The organism is Janthinobacterium sp. J1-1 (genome assembly GCF_030944405.1).
Taxonomy (GTDB): Bacteria; Pseudomonadota; Gammaproteobacteria; order Burkholderiales; family Burkholderiaceae_D; genus Janthinobacterium.
Genome location: NZ_CP132340.1, coordinates 35495 through 52898 on the forward strand (window position 1 = coordinate 35495; position 17404 = coordinate 52898).

19 protein-coding genes and 1 pseudogene are annotated in these 17404 nt (G+C 57.3%); 8 read left to right on the plus strand and 12 right to left on the minus strand.

Annotation, left to right across the window (positions count from 1 at the left end):
* Positions 1-12: 12 nt before the first annotated feature.
* The 5 genes from phnD to Q8L25_RS30785 all read right to left on the minus strand — a co-directional run bounded on the left by phnD (position 13) and on the right by Q8L25_RS30785 (position 4428).
* Complete coding sequence (gene phnD / locus Q8L25_RS30765) at positions 13-870, minus strand: phosphate/phosphite/phosphonate ABC transporter substrate-binding protein (RefSeq protein WP_186886027.1); 858 nt, start codon at positions 868-870, stop codon at positions 13-15.
* Positions 867-1685, minus strand: coding sequence for a phosphonate ABC transporter ATP-binding protein (gene phnC / locus Q8L25_RS30770; RefSeq protein ID WP_186886026.1), 819 nt, complete (start codon positions 1683-1685; stop codon positions 867-869). The genes phnD and phnC overlap by 4 nt, the downstream gene beginning before the upstream one ends.
* A 374-nt stretch (positions 1686-2059) precedes the next feature.
* Positions 2060-3325 (minus strand): MFS transporter, encoded by a 1266-nt coding sequence (locus Q8L25_RS30775; protein WP_262838829.1) that lies wholly within the window; start codon positions 3323-3325, stop codon positions 2060-2062.
* Positions 3322-4065 carry an MBL fold metallo-hydrolase gene (locus Q8L25_RS30780; protein ID WP_262838828.1) on the minus strand — a complete coding sequence of 248 codons (744 nt, stop codon included), beginning with the start codon at positions 4063-4065 and terminating at the stop codon, positions 3322-3324. The genes Q8L25_RS30775 and Q8L25_RS30780 overlap by 4 nt, the downstream gene beginning before the upstream one ends.
* Before the next feature lie 9 nt (positions 4066-4074).
* Positions 4075-4428: a DsrE/DsrF/TusD sulfur relay family protein gene (locus Q8L25_RS30785; RefSeq protein WP_262838827.1), complete on the minus strand. Its 354-nt coding sequence runs from the start codon at positions 4426-4428 to the stop codon at positions 4075-4077.
* A 132-nt stretch (positions 4429-4560) separates the two neighbouring features.
* Between Q8L25_RS30785 and Q8L25_RS30790 the strand changes: the two genes are divergently transcribed.
* A complete protein-coding gene (locus Q8L25_RS30790) occupies positions 4561-5202 on the plus strand; it encodes a metalloregulator ArsR/SmtB family transcription factor (RefSeq protein WP_262838826.1) in 642 nt (213 codons plus the stop codon).
* A gap of 46 nt (positions 5203-5248) precedes the next feature.
* Here Q8L25_RS30790 and Q8L25_RS30795 read toward each other — a convergent pair whose 3' ends face one another.
* Positions 5249-6217 (minus strand): DNA-binding protein, encoded by a 969-nt coding sequence (locus Q8L25_RS30795; protein WP_262838825.1) that lies wholly within the window; start codon positions 6215-6217, stop codon positions 5249-5251.
* Positions 6218-6402: 185 nt separating this feature from the next.
* Here Q8L25_RS30795 and Q8L25_RS30800 point away from each other — a divergent pair, with 185 nt between their 5' ends.
* Positions 6403-7419: a tyrosine-type recombinase/integrase gene (locus Q8L25_RS30800; protein WP_308925923.1), complete on the plus strand. Its 1017-nt coding sequence runs from the start codon at positions 6403-6405 to the stop codon at positions 7417-7419.
* Between the two features lie 118 nt (positions 7420-7537).
* On the opposite strand, the gene Q8L25_RS30805 is transcribed toward Q8L25_RS30800, so the two are convergent.
* Entirely contained in the window at positions 7538-8056 is a 519-nt protein-coding gene (locus tag Q8L25_RS30805; RefSeq protein WP_308925924.1) for a helix-turn-helix domain-containing protein, read from the minus strand.
* A gap of 83 nt (positions 8057-8139) precedes the next feature.
* Between Q8L25_RS30805 and Q8L25_RS30810 the strand changes: the two genes are divergently transcribed.
* Positions 8140-8763 (plus strand): hypothetical protein, encoded by a 624-nt coding sequence (locus tag Q8L25_RS30810; protein ID WP_308925925.1) that lies wholly within the window; start codon positions 8140-8142, stop codon positions 8761-8763.
* Positions 8764-8862: 99 nt separating this feature from the next.
* On the opposite strand, the gene merA is transcribed toward Q8L25_RS30810, so the two are convergent.
* The 3 genes from merA to merT are packed head-to-tail and all read right to left on the minus strand — an operon-like array spanning position 8863 to position 11178.
* On the minus strand, positions 8863-10518 hold the full coding sequence (gene merA, locus Q8L25_RS30815) for a mercury(II) reductase (RefSeq protein WP_308925926.1): 1656 nt from the start codon (positions 10516-10518) through the stop codon (positions 8863-8865).
* Positions 10519-10539: 21 nt separating this feature from the next.
* Positions 10540-10812, minus strand: coding sequence for a mercury resistance system periplasmic binding protein MerP (merP, locus tag Q8L25_RS30820; protein ID WP_308925927.1), 273 nt, complete (start codon positions 10810-10812; stop codon positions 10540-10542).
* 15 nt (positions 10813-10827) lie between these two features.
* Positions 10828-11178 (minus strand): mercuric ion transporter MerT, encoded by a 351-nt coding sequence (gene merT / locus Q8L25_RS30825; protein ID WP_308925928.1) that lies wholly within the window; start codon positions 11176-11178, stop codon positions 10828-10830.
* Between the two features lie 71 nt (positions 11179-11249).
* Here merT and merR point away from each other — a divergent pair, with 71 nt between their 5' ends.
* Positions 11250-11675, plus strand: coding sequence for an Hg(II)-responsive transcriptional regulator (merR, locus tag Q8L25_RS30830; RefSeq protein ID WP_131687621.1), 426 nt, complete (start codon positions 11250-11252; stop codon positions 11673-11675).
* Positions 11676-12081: 406 nt separating this feature from the next.
* Here the strand turns inward: merR and Q8L25_RS30835 are convergent.
* Positions 12082-13248: pseudogene (locus Q8L25_RS30835) on the minus strand (IS3 family transposase).
* A 218-nt stretch (positions 13249-13466) separates the two neighbouring features.
* Between Q8L25_RS30835 and Q8L25_RS30840 the strand changes: the two are divergent.
* The 4 genes from Q8L25_RS30840 (at position 13467) to Q8L25_RS31790 (ending at position 15102) form a co-directional block, all read left to right on the plus strand.
* A complete protein-coding gene (locus tag Q8L25_RS30840) occupies positions 13467-13814 on the plus strand; it encodes a CzcE family metal-binding protein (protein ID WP_071650240.1) in 348 nt (115 codons plus the stop codon).
* Positions 13815-14219: 405 nt separating this feature from the next.
* Complete coding sequence (locus Q8L25_RS31785; RefSeq protein ID WP_374694340.1) at positions 14220-14438, plus strand: sulfatase-like hydrolase/transferase; 219 nt, start codon at positions 14220-14222, stop codon at positions 14436-14438.
* Positions 14428-14733 carry a hypothetical protein gene (locus Q8L25_RS30845; RefSeq protein ID WP_100429645.1) on the plus strand — a complete coding sequence of 102 codons (306 nt, stop codon included), beginning with the start codon at positions 14428-14430 and terminating at the stop codon, positions 14731-14733. Before Q8L25_RS31785 ends, Q8L25_RS30845 begins: the two co-directional genes overlap by 11 nt.
* Before the next feature lie 18 nt (positions 14734-14751).
* Positions 14752-15102 (plus strand): phosphatase PAP2 family protein, encoded by a 351-nt coding sequence (locus tag Q8L25_RS31790; protein ID WP_374694341.1) that lies wholly within the window; start codon positions 14752-14754, stop codon positions 15100-15102.
* Between the two features lie 73 nt (positions 15103-15175).
* Here Q8L25_RS31790 and Q8L25_RS30850 read toward each other — a convergent pair whose 3' ends face one another.
* Entirely contained in the window at positions 15176-17278 is a 2103-nt protein-coding gene (locus tag Q8L25_RS30850) for a heavy metal translocating P-type ATPase (protein ID WP_100429647.1), read from the minus strand.
* Positions 17279-17404: the final 126 nt, after the last annotated feature.

A 17404-nucleotide genomic window follows, 5' to 3' on the forward strand; every position in this document is an offset into this window, starting at 1 on the left:
TCGCGCAATCGATCACATCTTTGAAAAGTCTAGCTTCAAGATTTTACCCATGTCGCGAATGACGTCGTAATCCTTGTCGGTCACGGAAGTGAAGCCTTCAGCCTTGAAATTCTTCAGCACTTCCGGATCCTTCAGGTCGACGAAAGCTTGCCGGATCTTTTGCTTGAGCTCGGGCTTGAGATTGGAGCGCATGGTCCACGGAAATTGCGGGTAGCCCTTGCTGTAACCCAGCACCTTGACCTTGGACGCGTCGATCAGCTTCCGGTCATTCATGTAGCCCCAGATGTCTTCCGACAGGCCCCCGACATCGGCGTTGCCGTTGGCGACGTTTATGGCGACCGCGTCATGGGTGCCGACGAAGTGGGCGGAATAGTCGCGGTCAACCCTCGCACCCGCGTCGGCCAGCACTGTCTTCGGGATCAGATGGCTCGACGTGGAAACGCGATCACCGAAGGCCACTTTCTTGCCCTTGATGTCCTTGTACGAATTGACGCCGGAATTGACATTGGCGATCAAAACTGAACGATACGTCGCTTTGCCACCTTTGACCATTGCTGCGAACGGCTCAATGTCGCTCTTGCTCTTGGCTAGAACGTAGGACAGCGGACCGAAATACGCCATGTCCAGGCGACCGAATCGCATCGCTTCAATCATCGACGAATAGTCTGTGGTCACGACCAGCTCGATCTTCTTGCCGAGCGCTTTTTCGAGGTACTCCTTGAGCGGCTTGTTGCGCTTGATGAGTTCGGAGGCATTCTCGTCGGGCAGCAGTGCGACCTTAAGGGTGTCAGGATCCGGATCGGCAGCGAGGGCGACATTGCCAAACAGGGTCAAGGCGGCGATGCCTATGACGGCGAACAGTTTTTTCATGCTGGTTCCTTTGCAGTGGCAAGTTGTACGAAAGTGGCTTTGGGTTCAATGGGCTTAGCTTGATGGTCCGGTGCTTCGGACGGCGCTGTCTTTTGCTCGTACAGCGCGGCAGCCTGGACTGGCGTCAAGGCATCCGGTGTGGAATCGAAGACGACATGTCCATGCGACAGGCCGATGATGCGGTCAGCGTATTCGCAGGCCAGATCTACCTGGTGCAGACTGACGACGATGGTGATTCCATCCTCGTGGCAAAAACGTTTGAGTTGGGCCAGCACCTGACGCGACGAAGCCGGGTCGAGGCTCGCTACCGGTTCGTCCGCCAACATCAGACGGGGTTGTTGCGCGAGCGCCCGGGCGATTCCGACGCGCTGCTGCTGGCCGCCGCTTAGGCAATCGACGCGTTCGAGCGCCTTGTGCAATAGACCGACGCGCTCTAGACATTCGAGCGCAATACGGCGTTCCCCGTACGGCAACGGAAACATTGTGCGCCAGGCCGGGTGGTAACCGATGCGGCCCAGCAGTACGTTGGCCAGCACGCTCTGGCGTGCGATCAATTGGTGCTGCTGAAAGATCATGCCTGTGCGCTTGCGATGTTCATGGACACGCCCGGCATGGTCCAACTCTCCCACGCCATCAACCGTAATGTGGCCTGCGCTGGGACGTGCGAGCAAGTTCAGGCTGCGCAACAGGGTGGATTTGCCGGCACCAGAAGCGCCAAGCAATACCGTGAATTGCCCAGGTACGAACGCCAGTGTTGTCGAATGCAAGGCTGTGAAGCTGCCGTACTGTACCGATACTTTGTGAAGTTGGATCATGGCCTCTCCGATCAATAAGGTAATCAATATGGAATATTGATTCGCAAATCAAATATGAGGCCATCGTAGCTAGGGTTTGTTACTCAGGCGTGACAACTTGATGAAATTTTGATGTCAATGGGCCGGGTTTGATCCTGATTTCGGCTTCGCTCGCATGGAGGAAATTACTGTTGTGAAGGAGACGCCCGTCATCAAATCGTTCGTCCAGAAATTGCTCCAGCCGTTGATAATCAGATTCTCCTGAGTTTGGCGCGGTAGCAGCAAACCGGCACGTTGGGTTCCAGAAGGTAATTAGAGGCGTGGCATTCGATTCAGTGTCCCGCTTGCCAAGTCATTTATTGCTCGTTGTTCGGCTTTTTTCTGCGACTGAAGCGTTAATATCGCATACGGACTATAACGACCATACCCGAGAGGAACGTGATTGCTGCGACTAACCATACCGCGCTGACCACGCCGTACAGGTCGGCCACAACGCCCGCCAGCAAGGCCCCGATGGCATAGCCTAGATCGCGCCAGAAACGGTAGACGCCGACGGTCGAAGCGCGCCAGGCCGGGTTGACTACGTCGCCGATGGCCGCCAGTAGCGTCGGATAGACCATGGCAGTCCCGATTCCCAGGAGAATCGCGCCTGTCGCATACCATCCGAACGAGGACCGGAAGGCGATTATGGCAATGCCGGCTGCCTGAACCCACATCCCCGCCACGATCAATCCCTTACGACCAATACGATCCGACAGCGCGCCGGTGAAGAGTTGGCATACTCCCCATACGGTCGGGTAGATCGCGGCAAGCGTGCCGATTTGGGTGAGGGTCATGCCGGCGCCGGCGAACACAAAGGGGAACAACCCCCATGCCATGCCATCGTTGAGATTATTCACAAGTCCGGCCTGACTAATCGACGACAAGTTGGGGTCACGTACGCTGGTCTGCCAGAAAATCGCGCGCTGCGGCGGCACGATGGCCGCGCCGCGCGTGGCGGTCATTGCGGCTTCCATTTGCGCGTGGCCGCGCGTCTCGCGCACAACCAAAACCGATAGCAGCAAGCCGATCACTGCAAACGCCACGCCAAGGTAGAACGGCTGCGGTCGCAAGCCATAATTGGTTGCAATCCAGCCGGTCGCCAGCGCCGCTGCGCCGACGGCGAAATAGCCCGCGAATTCATTGATGCCCATCGCCGTGCCCCGATTTTTGGGACCGGCAAGATCGATCTTCATGATTACCGTGGTCGACCAGGTCAGCCCTTGGCTCACGCCCAGAAAAACGTTGGCCAGCAAAATCCAGTTCCATGACGGCGCCCACATCAGCAAAAAGGGGACCGGCGTGGCGATCAGCCAGCCAATCACTAGCACTACCTTGCGTCCGTAGGCGTCGGAAAAGCGGCCGGCAAAATAATTAGTGATGGCCTTGGCAACACCGAAGACAACAATGAAAGCCAGAATCGCCGTGTGGGCGACCAGCTTGAATTCCTGTTCGGCAATGGCGGGCAAGATGCTGCGCTCCATCCCGACCATGGCGCCAACAAATGCATTGACGACAACAAGCAAGCTAAATTGGCGCCAGTTCGCGCGCAGTCCAAGTTGTAGGCCAGTGGGGGTGGCCGGGGAATGTGCCGCCGGTGGCATAGCCCGTTCCTTGCTCATGCAACCTCAACTTGGCCGAGATTGGCGGCGACAAGCCTTTCCATCTCAGCGGGGCGCGGTAGGATCGTGGTCGTGAGGGCCGTTATAAATGCCGCCTTCTCCAGGGATAGCAAAGAATTCCAGCGCTTTTCGAAACCGATCGTCGACGACGGCTTTCCAGAGATATCCGCGCCGCATGCGCTTCCAGCTTGGTGCCCTGGAAAAACTTCCAGCTCATCCGGCAAGTTCAGCAGCCGGCCTTGCAGGCTGTCCCACAGCTGGGCCGCCATTTCTTGTTCGCGTCCCGCGAGGTCCGGTCGGCCGACCGAACCGACGAACAATGTGTCACCAGTCAGAATGAACCATGGCGCTTCTGCGCGCCGGCGGTCCGAGACCAGCAGGCAAATGCTATCTTCTGTGTGACCCGGCGTATGTATGACCTGAATGCGAGTATTGCCGGCATCTATGGTCTGCTTGTCGGTCACCGGGGTGAACGGGAAGGCGGCCTTGCCGATATTGCTTTCGTGTAGCGAGTAAGCCGCGCCGCTAAGTTCGGCAAGCGTTCGGCCGCCGGACAGGTGGTCGGCATGGATATGTGAATCAAACACATAGGAAATCTCAACACCCAGCATGCGTGCCTGGTCCATATACCAGGCTTCGTCGCCGGCCAGCACGTCGAGTGCGATTCCCTTGCCTTGCCCGCCGCAACCGAAGAAGTACGAGATCGATGCATCGTCATTTGTTCTTTGCTTGAAAAACATTGCAGCCTCCTAAAATACGAAAACCTTGTCCGCCCATTCGGACCAGTCCGCCAGTTGCTCAAGCGTGCCGCGATATGTCCCTTCGATCAGGTCACTGTCCTGTAGCGCGCGTGAATCCATGCAGCCACCGCATACGCCGATGTTGTCTTGGTTGGTGGCGCTAATCCGCCCCAGTATTGTTTGCAGATTGGGCTGCCCTTCCGTCACCTTCTGACCGCTTTTTGCGGTGCCAACCGCGTCGCCCATCAGATAGATGCGCACCGTATTGTGTTCACGCTTGGCCAGTGCTGCGGCCAGCCGTAAGCCGTTGTGGGTCAGCTCGCTGCCGTATGGCGCGGCGTTCAGAATGAACAGTGCCTGCATGGGAATTTGCCTCTTAAAGTAAAAGAACCAACAATCTAACGATCATTGGAATATAATGGATCTTTGTTTTTCCTGCAAGACTAAATTGCCGGTGGCCTTGACCTGAGACTACGAAATGCTGACACTCCTCCTATGACAACGAATAGAACCATCAAGGACGCCCTGTACGAGCAAGTAGCACGTATCGCCAAGGCATCGGCCAGCCCGAAGCGGCTGGAGCTGATTGAATTGCTGGGGCAGTCCCCCAAGACCGTTGAGGCCTTGGCGCTGGAAGCGGGCATTAGTGCGAAGCTGGTCAGCGCGCACTTGAAAGAATTGAAGTCCGCGCGCCTTGTCGAGGCTGAACGCCAGGGGAAGTACATCATTTACCGGCTGGCCAGCGCAGAGGTGGGCCAGCTATGGGTGACACTCCGGGTTCTGGCCGAGGACCGGCTGTTCGAATTGCAGGACGCTCTGCGCCAGCTCTCTGCTGCCACCCATGAGTGGGTCGGCAATAGTCGCGAAGAACTGCTGAACAAGGCGAAATCCGGGGAAGTGATCGTGATCGACGTACGTCCGGGAGAGGAATACGCGGTTGGCCACGTGCCGTTTGCACGTTCGATGCCACTGGCCGAGTTGAAGAACCGTCTGGCCGAATTGCCAAAGGACAGGCCCGTGATCGCATATTGTCGCGGTCCGTTCTGCTTGATGTCGTCCGATGCAGTCAGGCTGCTCCGCGACCAAGGCATCGACGCGCTACAGATGCGAGAGGGCGTTGTTGAGTGGAATAGTTGATGCTATTTCGCTGCATCCAGATTGCTGTTTTTATCGGTAAGTAGCCTTACGTTTTACGCCCGCGGGCCTTGGGTACAGATACCATCGCCTTCGCTTTCAACAGCACATTCTCGCCCTCCAGCTCAGCCAGGCGCGCCTCCAGCCGCGCATTTGCTTGCTGGGAGTGGTCCAGGCGCTCCTCGGCCATTTCCATCTCGAACTGCCTGCTACTTGCCATTTCGCGCGCGGCATTCACTGCCTCCGTCCCTTCGTACAGCTTCCGGGCCTGCTCTCTGGCTGCATCTAGCTGTTCGGCCAAGGTATGCTCAAGATGGACCTTCTCGCTGCGCAGCACGGCCAGCGCCTCGCGGCTGTCCTGGAGGTAGGTGCGCAGCGTGCCCGCCTCCTGCTCGGTACGGGCAATGCGCGCCTCATACGCGCTCTTGTCTTCCTGGCGCTGGGTCGCGCTCGCATCCTGGAAGTGCTCGAACTGCCGCCGGGCCTGAGCCAGCTGGTCCGCCAGCGATCTGATCTCCGCCGCGCGATCGGCCAAGCGTTGGGCCTGCCCGTCTTTTTCGGATTCGAGGGCGACGATTGCCACGGCGTCTTTTTGCCGTGCCACCTGCTCGCGCGCGAGCATTGCCTTCACGTTTGCCAGTTCGTCCGCAAGCGCTTCGCGCTCGGCGCCAAGTTTCCGCCCTTCGGCGTACAGCGCCTCTAACACGCGCGCGGCCTCTTGCGCCGCCTGCTGATGCTCGGCGCGCAGTTGCTCGACCTGGGCTTTCGCACCCTCCTGCACGCGCTCGTACACCCCCTGGACGGCCTCCAGCAGATCGGCCGGCAGGCCGGCGCCGGCAGCTGCGACCTCGCCCCCATGTTGCGCCTTCCATTGCTTGAGCATGGGCGCGATGGTGCTTTTGCTGCCGGTGCCGCCTATGGCCTCACGCACGGTGTCGACGGTGGGGTTCTTGCCCGCGGCTGCCAGCTGGGCGGCCGCCTTCGCGACATGAGAGTACAGGACACCGGCTCTGGCCATGATCGATCCTTAAATAAGATAACGTGCTATGTAATACGTAATAGTATCTTAAATTACAGTTAAAGCTGATCAATGAAGGATGCACATTTAGTGCCGATAATCGAGCTTATCGCCAGCCATGCCCGGCCGCAGCGTGCTATCTTGCCGTAACCCCCGTTACAAGCCCGACCGCGAGCGACACAGCCATGGCCACCCCCGAACCCGCCGACAACGGCGCCGAAATCCACGATGCGCACCCAACGTCGGCGCTGCATTCTGCCGTTACAGCTGTGGACGCCGCGCTCGCGGCCCAGCACCGCGCCGTCCTGGCCGCCGCCACGGCCGACAACACGCGCCGGGCCTACCGGTCCGCCGTGAACCACCACCTAGCGTGGGGCGGCGTGTTGCCGGCCGACGAGGCGGCGATCATCCGCTACCTGCTCACCTACGCGCCGACCCTCAATCCCCGCACCTTGGCGTTGCGCCTGACGGCACTGTCGCAGTGGCACGTCCACCAGGGCTTCCCCGATCCGGCGTCGACGCCGACCGTGCGCAAGACACTGACGGGGATCGCGCGCACGCACGGCCGCCCGAAGAAGAGGGCCAAGGCGCTGCCGATCGAGGACCTGGAACGCATCGTGGCGCAGCTGGTCAGCGCCCGCACGTTGAAGGCGACGCGCGACAACGCGCTTTTGCAGATCGGTTTTTTCGGCGGATTGCGGCGCAGCGAGCTAGTCGCCATCGAGGTCGGACATGTTGGCTGGACACCCGAGGGCATCGAGATCATGCTGCCGCGCTCGAAGACTGACCAACTGGGCGAAGGGATCATCAAGGCGATCCCGTACAGCGACGGCCCTTGCTGCCCGGCGACGGCGTTGCGCGCCTGGCTCGACGCCGCCGACATCGTGGCCGGACCGGTGTTTCGGTCTATCAGCAAGTGGGGGACGGTGGCCAGCGCCGCGCTAGGCGTGGGCAGCGTGAATACGATCCTGGAGGATTGCGCGACACTGGTCAAACTCGACTATGTGCTAGACCTGTCGAGTCACAGCCTGCGGCGCGGCATGGCCACCAGCGCGCACCGCGCCGGCGCCGACTTCCGCGACATCAAGAAGCAAGGCGGCTGGCGCCATGATGGGACGGTGCAAGGCTACATCGAGGAGGCAAGCCGCTTCGAGGAGAACGCGGCCGGCAGTCTGTTGCGCACGCGGCTCAAACCGGTCTGATTTGCCTAGCGCCCGATTTTTTCCGTTTTCCCTATTCGCCCCAGATAGCAGCCCAGCAGTTCGGCCACTGCGGTTGCGGCGAACAGGCCTAAGGTGCGGATAAGCATTCCGTCCAAGCTCATTTCCGTTTCAATTCAGTGGCGACAAACGGCGCGGCTGCGGCCACTCGCAGGGATTTCGTGCCGTAGGACGCTGTCGCGGCACAGCTTGATGCGCCGACGTCAGGCGACGCCATGTCCTCGATAATTATGCAATCCCTGGTCAGCCCGCCGTTGCAAGCAGCATTACAGTTGCAGACGAATGCTTCCAGGCTTGCCTCCAGTTGGCGCATCTCTTCCAGTTTGGCGCGTACCTGGTCCAGGTGCACTTGAGCCAGGTCGCGCACTTCCACGCATGCGCGGTCGCCATCCTCAAACAGCCCGGCGAGATCGCGCACCTGTTCTATCGGAAATCCAAAGTCGCGGCAGCGCTTGATGAAGGTCAGCCGCTTGAGGTCATCGTCGCGATAGTAGCGATGGCCATTGGAAGCGCGCTCCGGACGCGGCAACAGGCCGATTTGCTCGTAATAACGGATCGTCGGTACTGTGCAGTGCGTCTTTGTCGACAAAGCGCCAATCGTCAGTTTCAGTGCAGCCATGAGATTCCTTAAAGTCCTTGTACCTAAAGTTACTTTAGGTATTAGAGTGGACTTTATCAGAAAATCACTTGGAGAGGGATCAGATGGAACTGTCAAGAAAGCGCGTCAAATTCTGGAGTGGCGCCACCGGGGTCGCTGGGGCTTTGTTGATCGCCTGCATGGCATGCTGCCTTCCGCTTATGGCACCTGTGCTGGCCTGGCTGGGTGTTGCGGGACTGGCGCTCATGGGGCCATATGGCCTACTGGCGGCAGCGCTCGCTGCAGCCGCCATCGTGAGCGTGATGCTGATGCGCCGGCGTCGGCGTTCGCAGTGCCAGGGCGTCAAATCAGGCGCGACATCGGCGTGCCAGGCAGGCTGCACGGCGCCGCAGAAGGTGGTGGAAGAAGCCATCGTCGCCCCGAGCATCCCAGCCCCGATCGCCTGCACACTGTCGACCAACGATTTCAAGGAGCGCGCACTCTGGTTGAACGAGTTGAAGGCACGCTCCCTGCTCAGCCATCGGTTCGCTGGCCTCAGCGTGCACTTGTCGTACCGACTCGATGCAGCCGACGATGTTGAGAAAATGGTGCGTCAGGAACAAGCGTGCTGCAGCTTCCTGCATTTTGATCTGCGCCGTTCGGGCACCGCCATGGAGTTGACCGTGACCGCCCCCGCAGAAGCCGCAGCCGACGCCAAGATTCTGTTCGCCCATCTGGTGCCAGAATGATGGCCGGCCAGGGCGCTGAGACACTGCACCGCACATACGACTCACTCACAAGCAAGATAAGGCGTTCCTGCGGAATTTTAAGGAATGTGGACCCTTTTCTCAGCCAGCGCAGCAAGAAAGCTGTTTAACATCTTTGTTGAAGGTCTGTGCAGCGAGCTTCAGACCCTCGACCATCGTCAAGTACGGGAATAGCTGGTTTGCCAGTTCCTGTACAGTCATCTGGTGGTGGATCGCCAGCGCTGCCGTCTGGATCAGCTCGCCTGCTTCCGGAGTGACCGCCTGCACGCCAATCAACCGCCCACTGCCGGCATCGGCCACTAGCTTGATAAAGCCGCGTGTGTCGAAGTTAGCAAGTGCCCTCGGCACGTTGTCCAGCGTCAGCGTGCGGCTGTCGGTCTCAATGCCGTCGTGGTGCGCTTCCGCTTCGCTATAACCTACGGTGGCCACTTGCGGGTCGGTGAACACCACGGCCGGCATCGCGGTCAAATCCAACGCCGCGTCACCGCCTGTCATATTGATCGCCGCACGGGTCCCCGCCGCTGCAGCCACATACACAAACTGCGGCTGGTCAGTGCAATCGCCGGCCGCATAGATATATGGCGCACTGGTACGCATGCCTGAGTCAATGACGATGGCGCCCTGCGGAGTGACCGTGATACCTGCTGCGTCGAGCGCTAGGCCGCGCGTGTTAGGCGTGCGCCCGGTAGCAATCAGCAGCTGGTCCGCACGCAGTTCGCCGTGCGCCGTGGTGAGCACGAATTTGCCGTCCGTATGGACGACCAGGCTGGCCTGCGTATGTTCGTACACCTCGATACCTTCAGCTCGGAACGCGGCCGTCACCGCCTCGCCGATGGCCGGGTCCTCACGAAAGAACAGCGTGCTGCGCGCCAGAATGGTCACCTTGCTGCCCAGCCGAGCGAAGGCTTGCGCTAGTTCCAGTGCCACCACCGATGAACCGATCACCGCCAGCCGCTCGGGAATCTTGTCGCTGGCCAGGGCTTCGGTGGACGTCCAGTAGGGGGTGTCCTTCAAGCCCGGGATTGGCGGAACGGCTGGGCTTGCGCCGGTGGCGATCAGGCAGCGGTCGAACGTCACCACACGCTCACCGCCGGCATTAAGTTGCACGTTCAGAGTGCGGCCGTCATTAAAGCGAGCTTCGCCTTGCAGGACGGTGATGGCGGGATTGTCGTTCAGGATGCCTTCGTATTTGGCGTGCCGTAGTTCATCGACGCGAGCTTGTTGCTGGGCCAGCAGTCGATCACGCAAGATCGTCGGCGATGCAGGCGGCATGCCGCCATCGAACGGGCTTTCGCGGCGAAGATGGGCGATGTGGGCGGCGCGAATCATAATTTTGGATGGTACGCAGCCGACATTGACGCAGGTGCCGCCAATGGTGCCGCGCTCAATCAGGGTGACGTGTGCGCCTTGCTCGACCCCTTTCAGCGCCGCCGCCATCGCGGCCGCGCCGCTGCCAATGACGGCGATATGCAGCCCACCGATGTGGGAGCTGGCCTTGTCGCCGTCACCGCTTTCCCCCTGCGTGGTCGAGGCGTCGATAAGCGCCGCGCGATAACCGAGCCTGGCCACGGCAGCGGTCAACGCGGCGGGCGACGTGCCTGCCTCGACGTTTAGCTTGGCGCTGCCCTTGGCATAGGAGACATCCGCCGACTGTACGCCAGACACTTTTTCCAGGGCTTCCTTGACGTGTACTGCGCACGAGTCGCAGGTCATTCCGGTGATTTTGAGCGTGGTCATAGATTCTGATTCAACGAATTACTATTTGACGCTGGACGGGTAGCCGACGTCTTCGGTCGCTTTTGTCAGCTTTTGCACGCTGGTCTTGGCGTCGTCAAAGGTGACGACCGCTTCGCGTTTTTCGAAGGTCACGTCCACTTTACTGACGCCTTCGACTTTGGATATCGCCTTTTTGACGGTGATCGGGCAAGTAGAGCAGGTCATGCCCGGTACCCCCAGGATGACGGTTTGGGTGGCGGCCAATACTGGGGCGACAATTGCAGCGAGGATGAGTGAGGCAAAAAATTTCTTCATGATGTACTCCTGTAATTAATAAAAAAATGGCATGACGTAGGGGAAACCGAGCGCAACCAAAACAAGCACGGCTACAAACCAGAAAATGAGCTTGTATGTGGTCCGCACCTGCGGAATTGCGCAGACTTCACCGGGCTTGCAGGCAGGCGCCTGCCGGTATATACGACGCCACGCAAAGAACATTGCCACGAGCGCTGCGGCGATGAAGATCGGCCGAAACGGTTCGAGCGCAGTCAAGTTTCCGATCCACGCCCCGCTGAAGCCCAAGGCGACTAAAACCAGCGGCCCCAGGCAGCACGTCGAGGCAAGGATGGCTGCCAAGCCGCCGGCAAAGAGCGCGCCGCGCCCGTTTTGCGGTTCAGACATGTGCTTTTCCTTTCGAATTCATACTGGATAGAGTAACCTTACTTCCGTAGTTATGTACGGAGTCAAGCGAAATGGAAAATATGTTGGACAACGTGACCATCGGCGTTTTCGCCAAGGCGGCTGGGGTCAATGTGGAGACGATCCGGTTCTATCAGCGCAAGGGATTGCTGCCTGAGCCAGACAAGCCGTATGGCAGCATTCGCCGCTATGGTGCGGCAGATGTGACGCGGGTTCAGTTCGTGAAATCGGCCCAGCGGCTTGGTTTCAGCCTGGGCGAGATTGCAGAGCTTCTGCGGCTGGATGACGGGACTCACTGCGAGGAAGCCAGCAGCTTGGCTGAGCACAAGCTTCAGGACGTGCGCGAGAAGATTGCTGATTTAGTGCGCATGGAAACCGTCCTGTCTGACCTGGTATGCGCCTGCCATCGGCAAGGGAACGTTTCCTGTCCGCTGATAGCTTCGCTGCAAGGAAAACCTCGCAGTACCGACACGATGTAGCCAAAGGCTATACGCGTGGGTTGGCGCGCTACACAATCGGCCCCGAATACAGACCAGCTTTCCCGATGCCGCCACCGTTCGCAGCGTCGTGTCAGATGCAGATAATGTTGGTTTGCGGGGATGGAATGCAGGTCGGCGCGGATAAATGCAGGTTCACTTGCAGCTAATGCTGGTTTGAAGGGACTGTCAGTTGCAGTTATTCCTGGCCGAGAACAGGCTGGAATGCTGGTCGGGGCCGTTTCAAATGCAGGTCATTACAGCTACTGCCAACTCAATTGGCTTTATCCGTATGCTGGCTGGCGAATGTCCTTGAACGCCTCCCGATGTGCCACAACAGCCAAATCAACGCGCTGTTGCCTTTCCCTCGGCTTTATGAGGTGTACCGTCAATAGCGGACACTCTTGTTTCAAGCCGCCCATGGCTGTTTGCTGAATTTTTCAGCGAACAACGCGGGTGGAACATTGCCAACGCGCGAATGGCGTCGCTGGCGGTTGTAAAAGCTTTCGATATATTCCTGTATTGCGGCTTTCGCGTCGGCCCGGGTGGCGTAACGTTGATGGTGGATCAGTTCGTTTTTCAAGCTGCCCCAGAAGCTTTCCATGGGCGCGTTGTCATAGCAGTTCCCCGGCGCGACATGGACGGCTTCATGCCGAACTGCGTCACCAGTTTTTGATAGTCATGGGCGCAGTACTGGCTGCAAAGGTCGGAGTGGTGAATCAGACCCGGCGCCGGGCGTTTGTTGCGCACGGCCTTCCACAGCGCCGTTGCCGTCAGCGTTTGCGTCATGCGCTCGTCCATCGCGTAGCCCACCAGCTAGCAGGTGAACACGTCCTTGATGCCGTCCAGGTAAAGCCACCCCTCGCCGGTGGCCACATAAGTGATGTCGGTCACTCAGGCTTCGTTCGGACGGGTCGGTGCAAAGGTCTGATTGAGCAGGTTGTCGGCCACCGGCAGGTCATGATTCGAGTTCGTGGTGGCCTTGAACTTGCGCTTCTGCTTGCAGCGTAAGGCGAGTTCTCGACGCAGGCGGACGATGCGGTCACGCCCCGCCGGAAAGCCCTGCGCCGTCAATTCCGGCTGCATGCGCAGCGGGCCGTAGGTCTGCCGACTCTGCGCGTGCACGGCCTCGATGGCGACCTTCAGGCGCGCGTCGTCCTGTGCCCGCTGCGACGGCTTGCCGTTCGCCCAGGCATAAAAACCACTGCACGACACATCAAAGACGCGGCACATGACGGTGACGGGAAATTCGAGTCGCAATGTCTTCATGACCGCGTACTTGGAAGCGACTCCCGTGCGAAGTACGCTGCCGCTTTTTTTACGATATCGCGCTCCATGCGGGCCTCCGCGAGCTCTTTGCGCAGCTTGGTTACCTCGGCCTCAAGCTCCGGTACGGAGCGGCTGCCGGGGGCCACTTTGGGCGACGTGCCGCGCCTTGCCGCACTCACCCAGTTGCCAGCGTGCCCTTTGGAATGGTCAGGCGCAACGCAGCATCTTCCAGCGTCAGGCCTTGTGTCAGGACCAGTTTTACCGCTTCTTCCCGAAGCTCCGGTGTGTAGGTTTGTGAGCGTGTCATAAGTTCTCCAGTTGGTGAAGTTTACCAAACTAGAGTGTCCGAAAAAGTCAGGGTACCTCATTACTCGACGCGGAGAGAGCGGTAAAGATTGGGTAGCTGACGCTTACTGTTGTAATGCAAATGTAATGATTCGGCCATTCCGGTGTGCGATCACTTCTATAAAATGAACTCACCGAATTCGAAGATTCTTTCACCACAACCATGAGGCAGGAGATCAAATGAACTTAATCAAAACCAAAATCATCACCGCGTTTGTGATTGCATCCCTCAGCCCGCTAATTGCCACTGCTCAGTCTCAGAGTAAAGTCATGGCTAAAACCAACCTTGGCAGCACGGTCCAAACCCAAGCAGTAACACGTAGCGTCACAATTTTGCCATCTACAAAATATGTAAATGTCAGGCAGGGAGATGTCGTTACATTCACCTCTGATGGAAAACAGTTTACCTGGCTATTCGATACTCTTCGCCCTACAGATGATTTTGACCTATCCTCCATTGCCCCAGCCGAAATGAAAACGCATGGTGTTCGCGTATATGTGGGATCAAATCCTCTTTATGCCAACTAGCTGATAACTGTTTAACCGGCACATGTCATTTCCTTGCACGTGGCATGTAGCCCGACAGTGTAGCTTGTTACTCGCGTAGCTAAAGCCTGCCAAACAGCCTGCCAAACCGCTACGCGAACCGTAGTTTGCAGCATACATCTACGTGCCAGACTTATACATTACTTGCTATTCCAGAAGCAATGGCTTTGCACAGCCAATTCATTTTTTCTGCAATATCCAGAAATTTGTGCCCCTCCTATCTAAAATTCGAGATAAGAATATACGATGTATACTTCGCGGATATTTTTCTATGCGATGCTGAGAAAAGGTTGATCGAATACAGGCATCCGCCATCGAATTAACTATTATCCACTGATTCATTCTCTTACATATCATTTAAGTTGTTTTTTTGGAACGCCTTTTGTTATATCCCCCATAGAACAGCGCCACGTACCGATGCTTATATGGATGTCAGATCGCTTTCAAGACAGACTGCGACTCAAACGTTCTTGTCTGGACGCGCGACGCGCCTTGCCTTACTCGCACGATAATGTATTCCATTCGATACTGGGATTGCTCGGCGTAAGCACCTCAGTTTACAAGCCAGAGCTTGATATCTTAAACGGATGCACCAATGCAGAGTAAGGCATACTCCAAGGCATTGCTCCTCTTAGCTGTTAGCGCCGGCTTGCTATTATGGATGGGGCAGGCCGCTAATATCGACATGTGGCTAGCAGGACTGAGCTTTGACGCCCAACAGCAGGTTTTTCCGTTGCGAAATCCATGGGTGACCGAACGCCTGTTACACAAATATCTTAAAAATTCACTGATTTTACTGGCTATTGGCTTTGCTATTCTAACCATGATCGGCTGGAAGTATCCGGGAAAGTTTTGGAAACCCAAATTCGACCGCCGCATCCGACTAGTCATTCTATCGTAGATACTGGTTCCTGCGACTATCAGTCTATTGAAGAGGCGTAGCCGGTCGCACTGCCCTTGGGATATTGATCAATTTGGCGGCACCGTGCCTTATTACCGTCTTCTGGAATTTATGCCGGATTTCGTTATAGCCGGAAATTGTTTTCCTGCCGGACACGCTTCAGGCGGCTTATGGCTGATTTCGTTATGTGTTTTTTGGCTACCGGCCGAGCCAAAAAAGGCTATTCTTGCGGGCGTAGCAGGTCTTGCGGTGGGGTTAACCATGGGTATATCACAGCAATTACGCGGGGCCCATTTTCTGAGCCATACGTTATGGTCGATCTGGTTCGCCGCGGCGCTAATCCTTGCTCTTTATTTTGGCTCTGCATAGAGCCAACGAGGGAGGATTTAAGAAAATAAATTTCGGCGCGCTACCGTTCAGCTCTGGAGCGCGCCCTTTCTTTTTACGCGATGGTTTTTGCAGATTTAACATCACCATAAACCAGCAAACGTAATGCATTGATGACAACCAGCAACGTCGATCCTTCATGGAATATGACCGCGGTCCCAATGTTCAAACCCATTATGGTGGCTGGTATCAATACCGCGACGACGCCCAAACTGACCCACAAGTTTTGCTTGATGATACGACTGGTGCTCCTGGACAGTCCTACGGCGAAGGGTAATTGTGCAAGGTCGTCTGCCATCAGTGCAACATCTGCCGTTTCTAGCGCAACGTCCGAACCCGCAGCGCCCATGGCGATTCCCACTGTTGCATTTGCCATAGCTGGTGCATCGTTGACGCCATCGCCAACCATGGCGACTTTGCCGTGCTTATCACGAAGTTCCTTGATCGCTTCGACCTTTTGCTCTGGCATCAGGTCGCCACGCGCCTCAGTTAAGCCTACGCTTTTGGCAACCGCATTGGCAACTTGCTGATTATCGCCTGAAATCATGATCAGGCGATCGATACCCAAACCACGCAGCGCCGCCATGACCTCTCCTGCCACAGGACGAGGCGTATCCATGACGCCCAGTACTCCCAGAAAGCGTTTCCCTTTAAGAACAATCATGGTCGTACGCCCAGCTTCCACTAGTTTCAGATCAGCGTTGAGCACGTCTACCGGCAGGACATTGCCGGCTGTTTCCGAAAAAAAGACCGGCTTGGCAATGTACACGAGTTCTTCACCAACCAGCGCCTGTACTCCGCGACCCGTAATGCTCTTGATATCGGACGCCTGCACTGGTATCACGGAGTTCCCTAGTCGTTCCTTTGCACCGACCACCACGGCAGACGCCAGCGGATGGTCACTATGCTCCTCGATTGCCATAGCTACTGATAACAGTTCCTGTTCGCTCGCCCCGTTAGCCGCAACAGCATCAGTCAGCTTAGGCTTGCCTTCAGTGAGAGTGCCGGTTTTATCAAAAGCAATTGAAGTAAGCGTGCCGAGATTTTCCAGCGGCGCTCCTCCTTTTACCAGCACACCACCCCGCGCCGCCCTTGCAACACCGCTCAATACAGCACTTGGTACGGAGATGGCCAACGCACATGGGCTTGCGGCAACCAGGACAGCCATGGCGCGGTAAAAGCTGTCCGAGAAAGGTTCATCCACCACAACTCCGGCAAACAGCAGAATGGTTACTAGAACAAGAACCGCCGGCACGAAAATACGCTCAAACTTTTCGGTAAAATTCTGCGTCGGTGAGCGCTGCGTTTCTGCATCGGCAACCATCTTGACTACGCGCGCCATCGTCGACTGATCCGCACGCCGGGCCACCATGACCTCGATGACGCCACTACCATTGATGGTGCCTGCGAACACGCGGTTTACAGCTGCGACCTTGTCGAAAGCCTTCACCGCCTCTGCAGGATTAGAAGCGGGTTGCTTGTCGACGGGAACGCTTTCGCCGGTTACTGGCGCCTGGTTCACACTGCTGGTACCCAGGGTCACCACACCGTCAGCAGGAAGGCGTTCGTTCGGTCGGACAATCACGATATCGCCGAGCTGCAGTTGTGACACTGGAAGCTCAATCATGGTCCCATTCCTGCGTACGTTGGCCGTTTCGGGAGCAAGCTTGGCCAATGCCTCGATCGCACGACGGGCACGCCCCATTGCATAATGCTCCAGCGAATGCCCAAGGCTAAACAAAAACAGTAATAGAGCCCCTTCCGCCCATTTTCCCAATGCCGCAGCACCCACGGCAGCGACCAGCATCAGAGTGTCAATTTCGAAACGACGCGCACGGATATTCTCGATCGCTTCCTTGGCGGTAAAAAATCCGCCGAAAAAATACGCTGCAACAAATGATGCAGTAGGCAACCAGCTTGGGCCGAACGAGAATTTTTCGATCCCCCATCCTGCCAGCAGCAAGACGCCAGATAAACCGGCAAAAATGAGTTCCGCATTTTCACCCAAAGCACCACCATGCGCATGGTCGTGGCCAGCATGTTCATCCTTAGGGCGGTGATCAGATGCCACCTGCCCAGGATGGTCGTGGGCTTGCGCAGCCTTGTCAGGCTGTTTATCTTCCGGTCCGCCTTCAACGGGATGTTTAGTTGCATTCATGGATTAATTCTTTCATGTCAAAGGAATAATGGAGCTTGCGCTGTGGAACGTCGGTCGTACTTAACATTTTCCGATACCGCATCTTTCGCGCAGCTATTGGAACAGTGTCTTTAAGAACCATCCCTA

What these genes read in the sequence shown, in the direction of transcription:
- phnD (WP_186886027.1), bottom strand. Translation starts at nt 870, where the DNA reads ATGAAAAAACTGTTCGCCGTCATAGGCATCGCCGCCTTGACCCTGTTT.
- phnC (WP_186886026.1), bottom strand. Translation starts at nt 1,685, where the DNA reads ATGATCCAACTTCACAAAGTATCGGTACAGTACGGCAGCTTCACAGCC.
- Q8L25_RS30775 (WP_262838829.1), bottom strand. Translation starts at nt 3,325, where the DNA reads ATGAGCAAGGAACGGGCTATGCCACCGGCGGCACATTCCCCGGCCACC.
- Q8L25_RS30780 (WP_262838828.1), bottom strand. Translation starts at nt 4,065, where the DNA reads ATGTTTTTCAAGCAAAGAACAAATGACGATGCATCGATCTCGTACTTC.
- Q8L25_RS30785 (WP_262838827.1), bottom strand. Translation starts at nt 4,428, where the DNA reads ATGCAGGCACTGTTCATTCTGAACGCCGCGCCATACGGCAGCGAGCTG.
- Q8L25_RS30790 (WP_262838826.1), top strand. Translation starts at nt 4,561, where the DNA reads ATGACAACGAATAGAACCATCAAGGACGCCCTGTACGAGCAAGTAGCA.
- Q8L25_RS30795 (WP_262838825.1), bottom strand. Translation starts at nt 6,217, where the DNA reads ATGGCCAGAGCCGGTGTCCTGTACTCTCATGTCGCGAAGGCGGCCGCC.
- Q8L25_RS30800 (WP_308925923.1), top strand. Translation starts at nt 6,403, where the DNA reads ATGGCCACCCCCGAACCCGCCGACAACGGCGCCGAAATCCACGATGCG.
- Q8L25_RS30805 (WP_308925924.1), bottom strand. Translation starts at nt 8,056, where the DNA reads ATGGCTGCACTGAAACTGACGATTGGCGCTTTGTCGACAAAGACGCAC.
- Q8L25_RS30810 (WP_308925925.1), top strand. Translation starts at nt 8,140, where the DNA reads ATGGAACTGTCAAGAAAGCGCGTCAAATTCTGGAGTGGCGCCACCGGG.
- merA (WP_308925926.1), bottom strand. Translation starts at nt 10,518, where the DNA reads ATGACCACGCTCAAAATCACCGGAATGACCTGCGACTCGTGCGCAGTA.
- merP (WP_308925927.1), bottom strand. Translation starts at nt 10,812, where the DNA reads ATGAAGAAATTTTTTGCCTCACTCATCCTCGCTGCAATTGTCGCCCCA.
- merT (WP_308925928.1), bottom strand. Translation starts at nt 11,178, where the DNA reads ATGTCTGAACCGCAAAACGGGCGCGGCGCGCTCTTTGCCGGCGGCTTG.
- merR (WP_131687621.1), top strand. Translation starts at nt 11,250, where the DNA reads ATGGAAAATATGTTGGACAACGTGACCATCGGCGTTTTCGCCAAGGCG.
- Q8L25_RS30840 (WP_071650240.1), top strand. Translation starts at nt 13,467, where the DNA reads ATGAACTTAATCAAAACCAAAATCATCACCGCGTTTGTGATTGCATCC.
- Q8L25_RS30845 (WP_100429645.1), top strand. Translation starts at nt 14,428, where the DNA reads ATGCAGAGTAAGGCATACTCCAAGGCATTGCTCCTCTTAGCTGTTAGC.
- Q8L25_RS30850 (WP_100429647.1), bottom strand. Translation starts at nt 17,278, where the DNA reads ATGAATGCAACTAAACATCCCGTTGAAGGCGGACCGGAAGATAAACAG.